This is a genomic window from Streptomyces marokkonensis (genome assembly GCF_008312835.1).
GTDB classification, from domain to species: Bacteria; Actinomycetota; Actinomycetes; order Streptomycetales; family Streptomycetaceae; genus Streptomyces; species Streptomyces marokkonensis_A.
This window is the reverse complement of sequence record NZ_VSKS01000005.1, coordinates 147,372-160,807: the sequence shown is the minus strand read 5'-3', so window position 1 is coordinate 160,807 and position 13,436 is coordinate 147,372. Positions and strand designations below refer to the sequence as shown.

15 protein-coding genes, 1 tRNA gene and 1 pseudogene are annotated in these 13,436 nt (G+C 64.1%); 8 read left to right on the top strand and 9 right to left on the bottom strand.

What is annotated here, in order from left to right:
- The first annotated feature begins 153 nt into the window (after positions 1-153).
- Positions 154-588, top strand: a complete 435-nt coding sequence (locus F1615_RS37075) for a winged helix-turn-helix domain-containing protein (RefSeq protein WP_149548749.1) — start codon at positions 154-156, stop codon at positions 586-588.
- A 377-nt stretch (positions 589-965) separates the two neighbouring features.
- Here F1615_RS37075 and F1615_RS11145 read toward each other — a convergent pair.
- Positions 966-2,353, bottom strand: a pseudogene (locus F1615_RS11145) (IS1380 family transposase).
- Between the two features lie 29 nt (positions 2,354-2,382).
- Here F1615_RS11145 and F1615_RS11140 point away from each other — a divergent pair.
- Complete coding sequence (locus F1615_RS11140) at positions 2,383-3,990, top strand: SMODS domain-containing nucleotidyltransferase (RefSeq protein WP_244328696.1); 1,608 nt, start codon at positions 2,383-2,385, stop codon at positions 3,988-3,990.
- Between the two features lie 27 nt (positions 3,991-4,017).
- Here the strand turns inward: F1615_RS11140 and F1615_RS11135 are convergent, their stop codons facing one another.
- Both F1615_RS11135 and F1615_RS11130 read right to left on the bottom strand, forming a co-directional pair.
- Positions 4,018-4,809 carry a hypothetical protein gene (locus tag F1615_RS11135; RefSeq protein WP_244328695.1) on the bottom strand — a complete coding sequence of 264 codons (792 nt, stop codon included), beginning with the start codon at positions 4,807-4,809 and terminating at the stop codon, positions 4,018-4,020.
- A gap of 8 nt (positions 4,810-4,817) precedes the next feature.
- Entirely contained in the window at positions 4,818-6,293 is a 1,476-nt protein-coding gene (locus tag F1615_RS11130) for an RNA-directed DNA polymerase (RefSeq protein ID WP_149548747.1), read from the bottom strand.
- A 506-nt stretch (positions 6,294-6,799) separates the two neighbouring features.
- On the opposite strand from F1615_RS11130, the gene F1615_RS11125 reads away from it, so the two are divergent.
- The 3 genes from F1615_RS11125 (at position 6,800) to F1615_RS11115 (ending at position 7,770) form a co-directional block, all read left to right on the top strand.
- Positions 6,800-7,084 carry a hypothetical protein gene (locus F1615_RS11125; protein WP_149548746.1) on the top strand — a complete coding sequence of 95 codons (285 nt, stop codon included), beginning with the start codon at positions 6,800-6,802 and terminating at the stop codon, positions 7,082-7,084.
- A gap of 6 nt (positions 7,085-7,090) precedes the next feature.
- The gene (locus F1615_RS11120; RefSeq protein ID WP_244328694.1) at positions 7,091-7,582 is read left to right on the top strand and encodes an HNH endonuclease; all 492 of its coding nucleotides are present in this window, start codon (positions 7,091-7,093) and stop codon (positions 7,580-7,582) included.
- 121 nt (positions 7,583-7,703) lie between these two features.
- Positions 7,704-7,770: transfer RNA gene (locus tag F1615_RS11115), tRNA-Arg, on the top strand.
- A gap of 105 nt (positions 7,771-7,875) precedes the next feature.
- Here F1615_RS11115 and F1615_RS11110 read toward each other — a convergent pair.
- From F1615_RS11110 to F1615_RS11095, 4 genes are all read right to left on the bottom strand, one after another.
- Positions 7,876-8,343 (bottom strand): type II toxin-antitoxin system VapC family toxin, encoded by a 468-nt coding sequence (locus tag F1615_RS11110; protein ID WP_149548745.1) that lies wholly within the window; start codon positions 8,341-8,343, stop codon positions 7,876-7,878.
- Positions 8,333-8,602 (bottom strand): type II toxin-antitoxin system Phd/YefM family antitoxin, encoded by a 270-nt coding sequence (locus F1615_RS11105; protein ID WP_149548744.1) that lies wholly within the window; start codon positions 8,600-8,602, stop codon positions 8,333-8,335. The genes F1615_RS11110 and F1615_RS11105 overlap by 11 nt, the downstream gene beginning before the upstream one ends.
- Positions 8,603-9,044: 442 nt before the next feature.
- Complete coding sequence (locus F1615_RS11100; protein ID WP_208818289.1) at positions 9,045-9,599, bottom strand: RICIN domain-containing protein; 555 nt, start codon at positions 9,597-9,599, stop codon at positions 9,045-9,047.
- A 520-nt stretch (positions 9,600-10,119) separates the two neighbouring features.
- The gene (locus F1615_RS11095) at positions 10,120-10,497 is read right to left on the bottom strand and encodes a hypothetical protein (RefSeq protein WP_341873426.1); all 378 of its coding nucleotides are present in this window, start codon (positions 10,495-10,497) and stop codon (positions 10,120-10,122) included.
- 559 nt (positions 10,498-11,056) lie between these two features.
- Between F1615_RS11095 and F1615_RS11090 the strand changes: the two genes are divergently transcribed.
- From F1615_RS11090 to F1615_RS11080, 3 genes are all read left to right on the top strand, one after another.
- The gene (locus F1615_RS11090; RefSeq protein ID WP_149548743.1) at positions 11,057-11,761 is read left to right on the top strand and encodes a DUF5994 family protein; all 705 of its coding nucleotides are present in this window, start codon (positions 11,057-11,059) and stop codon (positions 11,759-11,761) included.
- 10 nt (positions 11,762-11,771) lie between these two features.
- A complete protein-coding gene (locus F1615_RS11085) occupies positions 11,772-12,041 on the top strand; it encodes a hypothetical protein (RefSeq protein WP_149548742.1) in 270 nt (89 codons plus the stop codon).
- Between the two features lie 147 nt (positions 12,042-12,188).
- The gene (locus F1615_RS11080; RefSeq protein WP_244328693.1) at positions 12,189-12,566 is read left to right on the top strand and encodes an STAS domain-containing protein; all 378 of its coding nucleotides are present in this window, start codon (positions 12,189-12,191) and stop codon (positions 12,564-12,566) included.
- A 45-nt stretch (positions 12,567-12,611) separates the two neighbouring features.
- Here F1615_RS11080 and F1615_RS35595 read toward each other — a convergent pair whose 3' ends face one another.
- On the bottom strand, positions 12,612-12,782 hold the full coding sequence (locus F1615_RS35595; RefSeq protein WP_167533715.1) for a hypothetical protein: 171 nt from the start codon (positions 12,780-12,782) through the stop codon (positions 12,612-12,614).
- A gap of 56 nt (positions 12,783-12,838) precedes the next feature.
- Positions 12,839-13,432 (bottom strand): alkaline shock response membrane anchor protein AmaP, encoded by a 594-nt coding sequence (gene amaP, locus F1615_RS11075; RefSeq protein ID WP_149548948.1) that lies wholly within the window; start codon positions 13,430-13,432, stop codon positions 12,839-12,841.
- Positions 13,433-13,436 lie beyond the last annotated feature (4 nt).

Here is a 13,436-nt window from a genome sequence, read left to right as displayed (position 1 = left end):
CCCGTTGACTAACTGATTGACTCTCGACAGCGTCGCGCCGAGCATCGCTGCTACCTGTTTTTGCGTCATCTTGCCTGAACGAACCATCTGTAGTGTCCAACGGGCCTCGGCATCCGACAACGACCGTCTCGTCATGGGCGGAAACCGTAGAGCATGCCACTGACAGCGAGCCCCTGCCGACCACGCCCTGCCGGTAGCTCAGCATCGCCGGAGCACCCAAACTCCCCAAGCTCAGGGCATGGCAGCAGGTTGGGGCTGAGACCTAAGATCGCTGACATGCAGCTGACACCCCATGAGGTACTCGGCCGTTGGCTTCTTATGACGCTTGGCGAGATGGGCGGCGCTGGCTCTAAGCAAGCCGTCCTTCGGAGGATGCGCGAGCGGTACGGCTCGCAGCTGACTGAGACTGACCATTTGCCACAACCTTCCAACGGGGAGGTCAAGTGGGAGAACCGAACTGCCTGGCAACGAAACCGTTTAGTGAAGGCAGGACTTCTCAAGCCGTACCAAGAACATGGTGACCCCTGGGCACTCACAGAAGCCGGGTGGGCAGCACACCGCGATCTTGTATCCGGCCAGGGCCAGTGACATCACCGCTTGACATCAACGGCAGCGCACAGACACGGCGGTGCATGGCCATAAGCGGCATGCAAGCTGACAGTTGGTGGCTGTGTAGCGCCCACTGGCTCGAACTCCTAAAGCGGGTGTCGCAGGTTCGAATTCTACCGGCGGCACAGAGAAAAGGGCCAGCTCAGGAGGGGTTCCCTCCCAGGCTGGCCCTCGCCGTGTCCGGGGTCGTGCCACACGCGTGCCACTAGCCTCGAAGTTTCGTGACGGTCCGCCGACGGAGTCGGTGGACCGTTTTCGTGCGGGCAGGTCGGGGGCCCGAGTGTCGTCTCGGGGTGGCGCCGGGTTCCACTGCTCCGGGTGCTAAGGTGCTGTCGTTGGGATGGGGAATCCGCTGGTCAGCCGGGGTTCGGCAGGAGTGCGAGCCGTTCGAGTGCGGTGGTGATGTGGCGGCTCCAGGGCCAGTGCCGGGCCAGGCGGAGGATCCGCCGACGGCCGGTGGTGACGAGCTGCCCGGCCGCGGTGAACAGCCGGAGCCGCAGGCGGCGGGGCTCCCAGAGGCGGGCTGTGCCGGTCAGCGCGAGCATCGGCATCCAGGCCAGCAGGTCGAGAGTGATCTGCACGATCTCGAGTCAGACTCGGTTCTGGGCCGCGCGGTGCAAGGGCAGGTTGCGCAGGCCGGTGGCCCGGGCGGCCCGGATGCGGTCCTCGGCCCTCGCCCGCAGTCGGTGACGGAGCTCGAGGTCGGCGATCGGCCTGCTGGTGGTGTTGGTCGCGAAGCAGGCCAGCCGCATGCCGTCCGCGTCCGTGAGCCGCAACTGGGCCCCGGAATGCGGTCGTTCCTTCCTGACAATCAGCCGCATGCCCTTGGGCCAGCCGTCCAGGACGTCGCCGGTGAGCTCGGCAACCCAGGCCCCGTCCCGGATCTCGCCGTCGGCCTCGACGGCCGGCGTCGACGGCCGGCGTCCAGGCGGATGCGGGCACCTCCAGGACGTGCTGGTGGGTCGCGTCGGTGATCATCATGCCGACCGAGTAAGACAGCCACCGTCCCCGCCGGGCGAGCCAGGCGACGAAGTCGTGAGTGCCGCCCGCGGAGTCGGTGCGGACCAGCGTCTGCCGGCCCCGTCGGTACTCCTTCGGCAGCTGAGCCAGGGCCAGGCGCGCGGTGGTGATTTGGTCGGACGCGGTGTTCGAGCCCGCGTTCCCGGGCCTGAGCAGGGCCGCGACCGGCTCCCCGGTGCCGCCCGGCCCGTGGTCAACGAAGGCCATGAGCGGGTGATGGCCGTAGGTCCGCTTCCAGGTGGGTGCGGCGTCCTCCTTGTCGGAGTGCGCGACCACCAGGACCCCGTCGAGGTCGACAGTCACCGTCCCGTCCGCGTCGGGCGCCGCACGGCCGGCCAACTGCCAGATTCTCTGCCGTGCTTGGGCCCGCGGAACGGATGGCCTGCAGGGCCTTCTCGCCGGAGTCGGCGAGGGTGTCGACGAGGCGGGAGACCGTCGGGTCGGAGGCCACCAGCTCGAACACGGCCGGCTCGGCCCGCAGCATGCCGACATCGGCGAGGCAGTCCCCGCCTAGCGCGACCGCCAAAGCCACGTCCGGCAGGATCTTGCCAGGATCGTGCACCGCTCGGGCCTTCCGCCATGGCGACAGCGCCGCCGATATCACGGTGTCCAGGCCGACCTTGCGAACGGTCTCGACCAGCAGCACACCCCCGGCCTGCGAGACCACCGCCTGGCCGCCACCCTCGACGCGGACACGCGGGTAGGACCCGACACGCTTCTTCACCTGGAGAGTGCTTCTTTCCTTGCGGCGACATGGACCCTAGACGAGTCCCATCGTTGCAAGTCAGGAGCACTCTCCGCTTATTTGATCAAGCCTCGGGCAGCCCGCCTCATGAAAGCGCTAGGTCAACCCACAGAAGCCCTGGAAGCAGCGAACCAACTTTCGACACAGGACAGCCTGTTGCTCACCCAGCGTACAGATGCTTCACTGATGCCCCGTCACAAGATTATCGCTATAGAGACATCCGATACGTTCGGGCTCAGATTTTGAAAAGCAGGAAACCTAACGTGAAGCTAGTCAAGCATTTCAATTCATTTCTTTCAGAGTGCGTGAACCTATCCGAGGCTCGCCTACAATCTCTGGATTCCAGGGTGAACAGCATTTCCAGCTTCTTCAAGAATGGTGACAATGCCATATCTAATCGCTACCTTGGCATGATCCCGCAAGGTTCCTACGCCCACAGAACCATGATCAATCCCGTGGGCAAGTTCGACGAGTTCGATGCCGATGTACTACTGGAATTGGAAGAGAATAGGGACTGGTCCGCAAGAGACTACGTGGAGGAGCTATACAAAGCTTTTCGCGCGAGCGGAAGGTACCGCCACATGGTGAGCCGCCATGCACATTGCGTCAAGGTCGACTATGCAAATGAATTCCACATTGATGTCGTTCCTTATCTTGAGCGACACGGCAGTCACTACGTAACAAATCGTGACGACGACGTATTCGAGCTAACCAATCCGGAGGGATTCAACGAATGGCTCGATGAAAGGAACAGAATCGCAAGCGGCAGACTTGTGAAAGTGATTCGACTCTTCAAGTACTTGCGGGATTACAAGAACACCTTTTCGGCCAAGTCGATTATCCTGAACATCCTGCTCGGTGGCAGGGTTAACAGCATTCTCCTACTCGGCAACGCAAAGCGCTACTGTGACTTGCCAACTGCTTTCACAAATATTCTCTCGGATCTAAATGACTACCTCCACGTCAATCCGACTATGCCGAGCATTGACGATCCGAGCTGTCCAGGACAGAACTTCAACCATCGCTGGAGTGAAGACCAGTACCAGAACTTTCGCAACAGAGTGCAGCTATATTACGGGTGGGCCCGTGCGGCGTACGATGAAGAAGACCGAGACGAAAGCATCCGATTGTGGCGTAAAATCTTCGGTGAGTCTTTCGCCGAGTCTTCGGTTTCCTCGCTCATGAAATCTTCGGTGGCAATAGTCGCTGCACACAACTTCGCCGACACCGAGCAATTTCTCGAGCGCGACTATGGAATCCCTGAGCTGTTGGACGCAAGATTCAAGGTCAGAATCACCGCCCATGTGATGGCAAGACCAGGATTCCGTAATTTCAATCTACGCAGACATGGAAATACGGTTGGGCCTGGCCGAACCATTGAGTTCCGCATCTCAGAATGCACCGTCCCTGGTTCTTACCAGATCTATTGGAAGGTGAAGAACACCGGACCGGAGGCCATAGACGCAAACTGCATCCGAGGCCAGATCGAGCGGGATAACGGATCTCGGTTACGCAGCGAACCAACGAAGTATCGCGGCAAACACTTTGTCGAATGCTATGTCGTTCAGAATGGGGTGTGTGTGGCAAAAGACCATCAGGTGGTCGTCATCAAGTAAAAGGAAGTCCACCCGATTCCTGGCGGCTCACAGGATCCGCTTGCTGTGGGCCGAAATTTCAATCGAAGGAGGCTGCCCAGGAACTATTCCGCGACGCTGGATCTGCTCTGCTGTCACCCATACGACCTCAGGGTTCTGAGCTGCCGCAAGGTCCTTGAGAGCCTGTGTTTGTTCCGGAGTGGGGACGAGTTCATAGATATCAGCTACTAGAATCTCGAATGCCTGCGCCCAATCACTCCAGCGAATACGATCCACGTCGCGCCTGAGGTAATTGTGCATGATGTGAGGAAATTTGTCTTGCGGCAGGATTTGTGAGGCTAGGAGCTCCTCTTGAAACTCCCGCCAGGGGGAGTCTTCGCGTCCTACCCGGGATTCGAACCACTGAAAAAACTGAAAGAGATGCTTCCCTGGAACTCGTACGCGCAAATCGCGGTAGCTAGCTTCGTCGACGGGAATCAGGTGGTCGTCAGTAACGTCCATCGAAGACAACACCCCGCTCCCCTGAGGCGAAACCTTATGAACCCCACCAACGGGCTGAAACTGGTTACGCCATCGAGAACCGCGAATCAAGAGGTACTTTCCGTCAATATAAATCTTGAACAGATAGGAGGTCGAAACTCTGACCGCCTGGTTGCGGTACCGGAATGAGTACCAAAGGATCCGCAAATTTTCACGATTCTGAGCGATTTGCTCAAACACAGGGACTGCGAGGCCCATACTGAGGCCGGCCGTCATGTTGACGACAGTGGAATTGGTAATGAAGAAGCTTGCCACTCCAGACGCGAGAGCCAGCAAGAAGTAGATGACGAGCCGCAACACCGTAACTCCTAACGAGGTAGTGGCACCAACGGGTTTCCGAGCAAATATCGACTAACCCATGTCAGTTGTGAATTTGAGTCAGCTAGGGCTTCCAAAAGCGTACGGGAGACAGACCTTGCTTCATACATAGCCACGAGCAGAGCCCTTCTCACATTTAGATCCGCCTCGTTCTCAAACTCACGGCGCAGGAGCTGCCCATCTGCGATGGTGCTCACTCTCCCCAGATAGCGGGCAGCAAATTCACGCGGTAGACTCGACTTATTCTTGTCTCCCAGTACGCACCATGCCATATCGCGGATTTCCGTAGATTGAATACCTTGTCGCGTAGCCGCCTGTAATACTCGCTGTTCGAGACTTTCGTATTTATGGCCAGCAGCACGCTGCATAGCTGAAATGTAGGATCTAGTAATTGCTGGAAGTCGGCTCGGGAAGCACTCCAGGTATCGGATGAGCTCGCTTGCCAAGTGGTGGCTTTCTTTGAGATTGCGCAGCACCCATGCAAGGGCCCGATCATCGCCATGGTTTCCCATGCGGAAAAGGGAGAACTTGACGTCTCGGTCATTCTGTTCCTCTTCAATTGCCTCCAGGAATAGTTTGTACAGTCTCTCCCCTGCGCCTATCTCGCCAATTTTGAGACCATAGGCTATGGCATCTTTTTCCAAGCTCTCCAGTTGCGAGATAGCCGATATGGTGTCGTAGATGTTCGTCTTTGTCATTGACATGGATAGGCGACGCGACCGCAGAATGGAATTTATCTCTAAAAGGGCACTCCTTAGGGATTCACGCTCTGTGTCAAATATCATCATGTCGTCGGAGTACCGCAGATAGTTTAACTTCGCGCGATGCACGAACTCATCCACCGGCAGCAGGTACAGGTTGGCCAGAATAGCTGAAGAATCCGGCCCTTGCGGTATCCCCCATGCATGGCTGGACGACTGAAACATGCGAAGCCAGGAAATCAGTCTATCCGTCACCCATGGGTGTGCGCCCGCTGATTGAATATCCACCGCGAGCGTGCCGACATCGATATGCTCATAGAAGGAGACCACATCCGTACGGGCCAATTGAAACGGCGTCTTACCGATCATCCTGACACCTCGCTTCTGCATGGCTACCCACGAATTGATCGGCTTCCAGAACGATTTCCCATCGTCTCCCCACCTCGCACTGTAGACGCTGTCGTGAAGTTGCTTCTCCACTAGTTCGGCGATGGAGAAGACCAGGGTGTCATAGACAAGTCGGTCATGCACTGAAAGCCTGGAAATCGGACGTACCGCTACTGCGTTTTTGGGGAGGTCGAGAATTTCAACGTAGTCAGGGCCGACCTGCCCACTTCGCAAAGAGTTGATTACAGAGGAACGGATGTCACCCCATGACGCCTCTACGTCTGCCCAGTTGATGATGTCCGGTACCTCTGAGCGCCCGCGGCCATGAAGAAGGCGATTCCACGCATCATCGAGATTGGCCCAGAAAGGACGCACCATGGCTCGCTGCTACCCCACTTTGTCGGACCCCCACGATCGGGCCCTAGCGTAGTAGGCCGCAGCCCTGACGCTGTTCCACGCATGCAGATACATGCCCGGTCGGGCGGGCGCGTGCCCCCGGAGCACATGAGCACCTCCGGCTCAGGTCTCGTTGCTTTGCTCAGGGCGAGGCCGTGAAGCCGACGGGTAGCCGAAGTGGTAGGCGCCCCCCGGGAAGTAGACGCAGAGCGGCTCTCTCCGGGCCGAGCCCTTCCCTGGCCAGGGGGGGCTGACCAGCCGATGTCCAACATGGGTACCGGTTGCACAGGCTGGCTTGCATCGATCCCGGATTAGGCGATGCCAGCCACGAGAGTCCGGACCCAACTGAGGCGCCAGTCTGTGAGAGTCCGTCTTGGGCGGCTGTGCTCAGTTTCGGTGAAAGGGCCGGCTGGGAGGACGGCCTGTTGTACATCTGCTAGACCAACATGCACGTCAGTGCTTAGGCCAAGAAGGGGGTTGGGATAGAGATGCGCGGAAGGGAGCTGCCGTACCCAGACGGGTTCGGCCAGGAAGATGCGGCCCAGTGGATGCAGGAGTGCTATGCCGATGAAGGTGTCGACCGCTTCGGCGAGCCCGCGGTGCTGGTGCGTGCGAGCGCTCCAGCCAGCCGCGACGTGTTCCACGGCGACGAGCAGTGCGGGCTCATCATCGGCGAAGGGCGGCAGCTGAATGACGCCAGCTGGATGCTGCTGGGCGACGCGCAGGCGGTGGGGTACCGGCCGTGCGGGCGCTGCGGTTCTCCCGCGAGGTAGGAAGGTGTGACCAGCCGAGACCTGCCTGAATCGCGCCGTAGCGATGCCAAGCGTGTCCAGGATCGGCGCCGCCGTGAGCGCATGCGGAGCAATGGGAGCGTCGAACGCTACACAGCGGTAGAGATCGGTGATCGGGACGGCTGGATCTGTGGCCTATGCCAAGATCCAGTGGAGCAGGCCTATCAGCATCCAGACCCGCGGTCGCCGAGCATCGATCATGTCCGCACTATCGCGGCCGGCGGCGCTAACACGCGCGACAATGTGCGCCTCACCCATTGGGGCTGCAACCATGAACGTAACGCCAGCACCCCGCTGGAGACCGTCGAGGAAGCCGCAGCGCAGCGCGCTGTCCTCATCCGGATACCCGCGCTCCAGGCCTACGCAGAAATCCTCAGGGCCGAGGACATGGTCCGCCGCTCTCAGGCTTTCCACTCGCCCGAGAGGTATCGCGCAAAGTTGGCGCGTCGGGTGGAACGCTACGAACCCGAAGGACGCTGACCGCACATGCCTCTACCAAGGAGGCGCGTGCCACAACCGTGCCAGATGCAGGGGTCAGCCACGGTCAACACCGGTGCCCTGCGGTTGAGTTGTCGTTCGCTTCCTAAGCCGGCAAGTCCGCAGCTCAGCCCGCAGATCACCCAGCCTCTCTCCTAAAGCGGGTGTCGCAGGTTCGAATCCTGCCGGGGGCACAACACATAGGGCCGGTTCGAAGGGCTTGATCCCTCGGACCGGCCCTGCTGCGTGATCACATCCGTGCCCCGGTGTGCTCCCACCGCACCAGTGCCCTGCCGTCAGCCTTCGTGGGGCACCCTCGGGCGGGTGACAGGCACGACGGTGAGGAGGTCGTCCAGCCCTTTGAAGTCGTCGGGGTTGGTGGTGAAGAGGGGAAGGTTCTCAGCCACGGCGATGGCAGCGATCATCAGGTCGGCCACCCGGCGTCGTGGCTTGCGGCCGGAGCTGATCACTGCGGCACAGATACGGCCGTAGATGCGGGCCGCTTCGGCATCGAAGGGGATGGGGTCGAACTCGTTCTCGGCGCGTTGCAGGACGTCGAGCCTGCGGGCACGTTCGGCGTGTTCGTCGTAGCTGCTCTGTTCGTCGTTGCGACGGACCTCGTGCGGACCGGCGGACAACTCGGCCAGGGTGATGGCAGTGATCGCCATTTCGTCCGGTAGCTCCTCAGGGGCCACCCAGCGGCGCAGAATCATGATGTTGGTGTCGAGCAGGCCCTGCTGATGCGTCGAGCGGTCAGCGGTCATAGGGATCGTCCCGGTAGGTGTCGGCCGTGGCGTCCTGATCGGCGCGGAACCTGTCAAGGTCGATGCCGGGGGCGGTCCTGGACATCGCGGCGAACTCCTGGCGGGAGACGAAGCGACGGCGTCGACGCAGCGGGACGAGCTGGCCGATCGGATGTCCGTCGCGGGTGACGGTGAACGACTGACCGCTCTGTATGGCATCCATGATCTCTCGGGACCGGCTGCGTAGATCCCGCTGGGTGATTTCGGGCTGAACGCTCATACCGGCCAAGGTAGCACCCGGTGCTACCGAGTGACACATGACGACCGATGGCTTGCGCCAACAGCTCTCGGCCGTACCGGCCGGGTATGGCCTTCGCTGATCGATCCGGCTGGAGCTGCGGATGAGAAGCCATCTGACATCCACAGCTGACATCAACGACGTCGGACGGGGCACACGCCAGCGACTCCCGGCGGCAGTCGCGCCAGTTGACGACAGCAGTCGGACCACGTTCGGACCGAACTTCTTGAAGCGGGTGTCGCAGGTTCGGATTCTGTCGGGGCACAGAGAAAAGGGCCAGCTCAGGAGGGGTTCCCTCCCAGGCTGACCCTTCGTCGTGTCCGGGGCCGCGCCAAAGTGGCTACCGCCCAGAAGTCGCTACGCCAACCTCACGCCGTCACCGGACCGTGCCGCTGCAATGCCTTTGCGGACGACGCGGTGGCGGTCAGGAGGCGGTGAGATACCACAGCTGTGAGCTGGTGGCGTTTCCGCCGGGCAGCTCACGCAGCGGAGCCCAGTTGTCGTCGCCGTAGGTGGCGGTGACGGCGAGGTCTTCGTCGAGGTAGGGCACCAGAGCGTATGCGTCACGGTTGGTGGTGGGCCGCAGCAGCCACCACTGGGCCTTCTTGCCGGACTGGCAGGTGGCCAGGTGGACCGATGTGCCGGCGTCACCGCGCATCTCCGCGCAATTGCCCGTGGTGGTGATCGTCCACTGGTACACCGTCTCCCCGTGGGATGTGGTGACCGGGGTGAACTGGAAGGTCCGCGGGAAGGGATGGTCGGCCCTGTAGTACACCTGCAGGTAAGTGCCGGCGTTGCCTCGGGTGTCGTCGGGGACGAGGTAGTTAGTGTATGCCACGCTGGTGATCACCACCGGGCCTCCGGGTACGGCCGCGGGGGCAGCCTGGGCAGTACTGGCGGCGGCTGGCAGCATCAGGCTCGCCAACGCCGCAGCGACCGCACCGAACGCGAACAGGCGGCGTCGAAGCGACAGGCCCATCGATCCTCCTTCTTGCGAGAACAGGGGACGGGAGCGGGACAGACGGCCGCTTGGGCCCTGCCCCGGCGTCAGCGGTCGGCTGACCTCCACCGCTGTACTGCCCGATACAAGCGCCTGTGTGCCGAAAGGCACCGATGTGAGTGACTAAGTCTGATCAGACGACCCGTAGATGCACACCCGTCTCCTCAGCGCCGCTCCCGTCGGCCGCGAGCGGGTCGACTCCTCGGCAACCGCTCCCGAGAGAGGTGGAAGGGCCTCCGCGCGTCCCACCGTCTCAGCGGGTCGGAAGCTGTCGACGGTCCGCGCGGTTGGCGGGAGGAGCGGGGACCAGGCCAGCGGCCAGGTAGGCAGCCTCATCGATTCGCTGCAGGTCAGCGCAGCAACCTCCTAAGGTCGGTGGGGCCGCAGCGAGGCACCCGCGTGCCTGGCCGGTCGGCGCACTCGCCGTTGTGGCGGGACTGTCGTCGGCTGAGGTTCGTGCCACAGCCGTGCCAGATGCAAGGTCCGGCCGTCGCACCAGTCACCGCTGCAGCTTCAGCGGTCCCGCATCGAACTCCTGAAGCGGTGATTGCTCGACCCACCGCTGAAAGCGGGCGCAGGCCACCAGTGCGCTGCCGTCTTCGGTGAAGTAGCACAGGAAGGTCCACCTCTGATCGGCGGAATCGATCAGCCCTCCGCGCACCGGCCGACCATGCTCACGGAGGAGCCGCACCATTCGTTCCAGCCCGAGAGGTTCGACTCCGTGCAGCCGTATACGCCGAAGCCGGCGCGCAAAGACCCCGGCATGCTGTTCCGCGGGAAGCGTCGCCTCCCGGACCTTGTAGGTGGCGCCGCTGCGGAGGGCGGCCAGAGCGGCCACGGACGCCTCGTCGTCACCGGCCAACAGCTTCTCCAGCACATGCCGTTCCATGGTCACCCCCACCGAGATCCTGCGGCACGGCGGCCAGGTACCACAACCCCAGCAATCGCCCGCGTCCGGTAGCGTCCCCCGGGGCCCGGCAACGGCCGGAATGACCGTCACTGGCCGATTCGACCAGAGCTCCAGAGCTGCGGAACAGCAAGCTCCCGACATCCACGGCTGACATCAACGGCTGACATCAACGACGTCGGACGAGGACGCACGCGCCAGTCGTCGGCAGCCGCCGGAGCAGGCGTGGAACTTCCTGGAGCGGTGGGTCGGAGGGATCGGCCGGGTCCGCCCCTTCGCCGCCGGGACTGCACTGCGTGCTCGGCACTTCCCGGGACTTGGGCGTGGGACATTTCGGGCAGCTCGGATCGGGGACCCGGTGGCTGGAGGCCGTGTCGCGTGCGGGTTCGGAAGGGAGCCGGCATTCAACTCGTCCGCCCGCTCTGCCGTCCGGCGTCGATCGCGGGCGGCAGAGGTGTGGGTGTGCACGCCCGCCGGACTGCCAGGTCATGCGGCCACTGCTCCGCGCCGCGGCGGAACGCGGAGTAGTGTGGACAGTACCGAGGGCATCTCGCACACCGGCTTCCACGCCGGGTCGTCCCCGGCGAAGGATGAAACCCGGGCCGCCGCAGAGGCGGTCCGGAGACGGGTCCGCATCATGTCGGCGACCTTGTACCCGACCCTGCCGCACCCTGAGCCCGTCGCTGCCCCGGCCGCGCGTCTCGCGCTGAGGACCGACGGCACCTCCCACGGACTCCTGGACGGGGCCTGGTGGCCACGCTCCCGGGATCTGCTGAGCGAACTGCCGGCGCTCACGGACGTGTTGGACCCCCTGTGGGGCCGCATCACCCGCATCGCCGTCAACCCGGAGCACTGGCCGGTCATCCCCGGCAAGATCCCCGTGGACGGTCACATCGTCAAGGCCGGCTGGTTCACCCCGGAGATCGACCCGCACACGCTGCTGCTGCTCTCCTACGGCACCGGCCGCTGGGACCTCCTGGTCATCCCGCCCGAGACCGGCGCGGAGTCGGCGGCGCGGCTGATGGCGGCCGCGTGCGACCACGACGGTCCGCCCCTGACCGCGAGCGCGCTCATCGCCGCGGACGCGGCCCGGCACGGCGTCTCCGCGGCCGACCAGCCGCTCGACCCGGACGAGGCATGGGAGTACGAGGGCGGCGCCCCGGCGGTGTCCGCGGCCGTTCCCCGGCAGAGCGGTCCGCACGGTCTGGCCAGCCGGCTGATCATCGGTATGTGAGGTGACCCCCATGAACGCCCTCCTGACAGCCGCCGCCTTCCTGGTCCTCGTCGCGGTGGCGGCGTACGTGATCCACCGGCTCAACCTCCAGCACGCCGACAGAATCGCCGCGTACCGGTACAGCGCCCCCCTGCCCGGCCGCCGCGGCCGCGGCCGCGGGACACCGCAGCCCCCGGCGGGACCGGACCGGATGGAGTCGCCGAGCTCCGGTGAGCGACGGGACCACGGCGACGGGGCCGCGGCCGCTCCGCGCCGCAGCCGTACCACTCGCCACAGGTGATCATCCGGCGTCCCCACCGGCCGCCCGGCCGCGCGTACGAACCGTCGGCTCGGTCCGCGGCGACGCGTGCCCAGCGCGTACACCCGGGCTGGGCCGGGCGAGGCGCGGGCGGGACCCGTGCGACCGATGCATCCGAACCGAGGCGTCATGACCCTTCCGCAGCTGAACATCTACCGGCACGACCGGGGCAGGCGGGCACTGGTCACCCTGGCCGGTGTGATCGATCCCGCCACCGCGCCCCAGGTGCGGGCCGCTCTGGAGCGGTGCCTGCATGACGGCATCACCACCATCGACGTCGATCTGACCACGGTCGACCGCTGTGACCGCAGCGGCCTGCGCGTCTTCCTCGACGCGTCACGGCACGCCGCCGGGACCCACGCGTCCCTGCGGCTGCACCACCCGTCCCCGCAGACCGCACGACTGCTCGCGGACACGGGTTCCGAACGTCTGCTCCGGCGGTGGCACCGCGAGCGACGCGGGGCACGGCGGAACGGAGAGCCGCGTGATCCCGCCCGCCTGGAGTGAGCCGACAACCGCGCCGCCAAGGGTCCGCCGCCGCGGCCGGGCCCTTCAGCGGACCGGGCGCCGAGGGGAGCGCCACAGGGAGCGGGCCGCCAGGTAGAGCAGGTCGACGATGAGGAGCAGCACTCCGGCGGACAGCAGGTAGAGCATGCCGTCGACGCCCGCCCCGATGGCGATCAGGGCGATGCCGGCGACGAGCAGGAACAGGAACAGGACCACGGCGAGATGCCTCCCTGGAAGGAACCACGGAGTGGACGACTTCGGCCCAGGGGATCTCAGGCGGCGCGTTGTGCGTGGTGGCGGACTTCGTTGAGCCGGACCTTCGTGGGGAGGCTGTCCAGGCCGGCCGAGTCCCGTGCGTGCGCGAGGGTCTCCCGGCTCAGTCGCCCCAGAGTCCGCGCCGGATCGGCGTGAGGCTCCAGCAGGAGCCGTACGCGTGCGGCCGGTGCGGTACTTCGGCCCGTCAGCCGTACATGAGCCCGCGAGACCCCCTCCAGGGCCTGCGCCTCTTCCTCGATCACGTCCTCCAGTGTGCGGCCGTCGAGTCGGGCCGCCGCGCCGTCCCCGCTGTCGACGAGGACGCCGCCCAGGCGGCGCCTGCGCTGGGCGAGGAGCCACCACAGCAGCAGGGCCAGCAGCACGGCGAGCACCGCGATGACGGTCGGCCACCACCAGCCCTCGTCCCGCCACCGGGTGCGTCCCTCGGTGCCCAGCACCACATCGTCCGGCCCGCGGAAGGGCCACCAGCCCGGCAGGCCGAAGTCCCAGCGGTTGGGCAGGTCCAGGGCGCCCAGCAGCACGCTGCCGCCCAGGGCGAACAGTCCGAGGCCGAGAAGCCCCAGCAGCACCCGGTTCGCCGTCTTGAGCATCGGG

What these genes read in the sequence shown, in the direction of transcription:
- F1615_RS37075 (WP_149548749.1), top strand. Translation starts at nt 154, where the DNA reads ATGCCACTGACAGCGAGCCCCTGCCGACCACGCCCTGCCGGTAGCTCA.
- F1615_RS11140 (WP_244328696.1), top strand. Translation starts at nt 2,383, where the DNA reads ATGGACCCTAGACGAGTCCCATCGTTGCAAGTCAGGAGCACTCTCCGC.
- F1615_RS11130 (WP_149548747.1), bottom strand. Translation starts at nt 6,293, where the DNA reads ATGGTGCGTCCTTTCTGGGCCAATCTCGATGATGCGTGGAATCGCCTT.
- F1615_RS11125 (WP_149548746.1), top strand. Translation starts at nt 6,800, where the DNA reads ATGCGCGGAAGGGAGCTGCCGTACCCAGACGGGTTCGGCCAGGAAGAT.
- F1615_RS11110 (WP_149548745.1), bottom strand. Translation starts at nt 8,343, where the DNA reads ATGACCGCTGACCGCTCGACGCATCAGCAGGGCCTGCTCGACACCAAC.
- F1615_RS11105 (WP_149548744.1), bottom strand. Translation starts at nt 8,602, where the DNA reads ATGAGCGTTCAGCCCGAAATCACCCAGCGGGATCTACGCAGCCGGTCC.
- F1615_RS11100 (WP_208818289.1), bottom strand. Translation starts at nt 9,599, where the DNA reads ATGGGCCTGTCGCTTCGACGCCGCCTGTTCGCGTTCGGTGCGGTCGCT.
- F1615_RS11085 (WP_149548742.1), top strand. Translation starts at nt 11,772, where the DNA reads ATGAACGCCCTCCTGACAGCCGCCGCCTTCCTGGTCCTCGTCGCGGTG.
- F1615_RS11080 (WP_244328693.1), top strand. Translation starts at nt 12,189, where the DNA reads ATGACCCTTCCGCAGCTGAACATCTACCGGCACGACCGGGGCAGGCGG.
- amaP (WP_149548948.1), bottom strand. Translation starts at nt 13,432, where the DNA reads ATGCTCAAGACGGCGAACCGGGTGCTGCTGGGGCTTCTCGGCCTCGGA.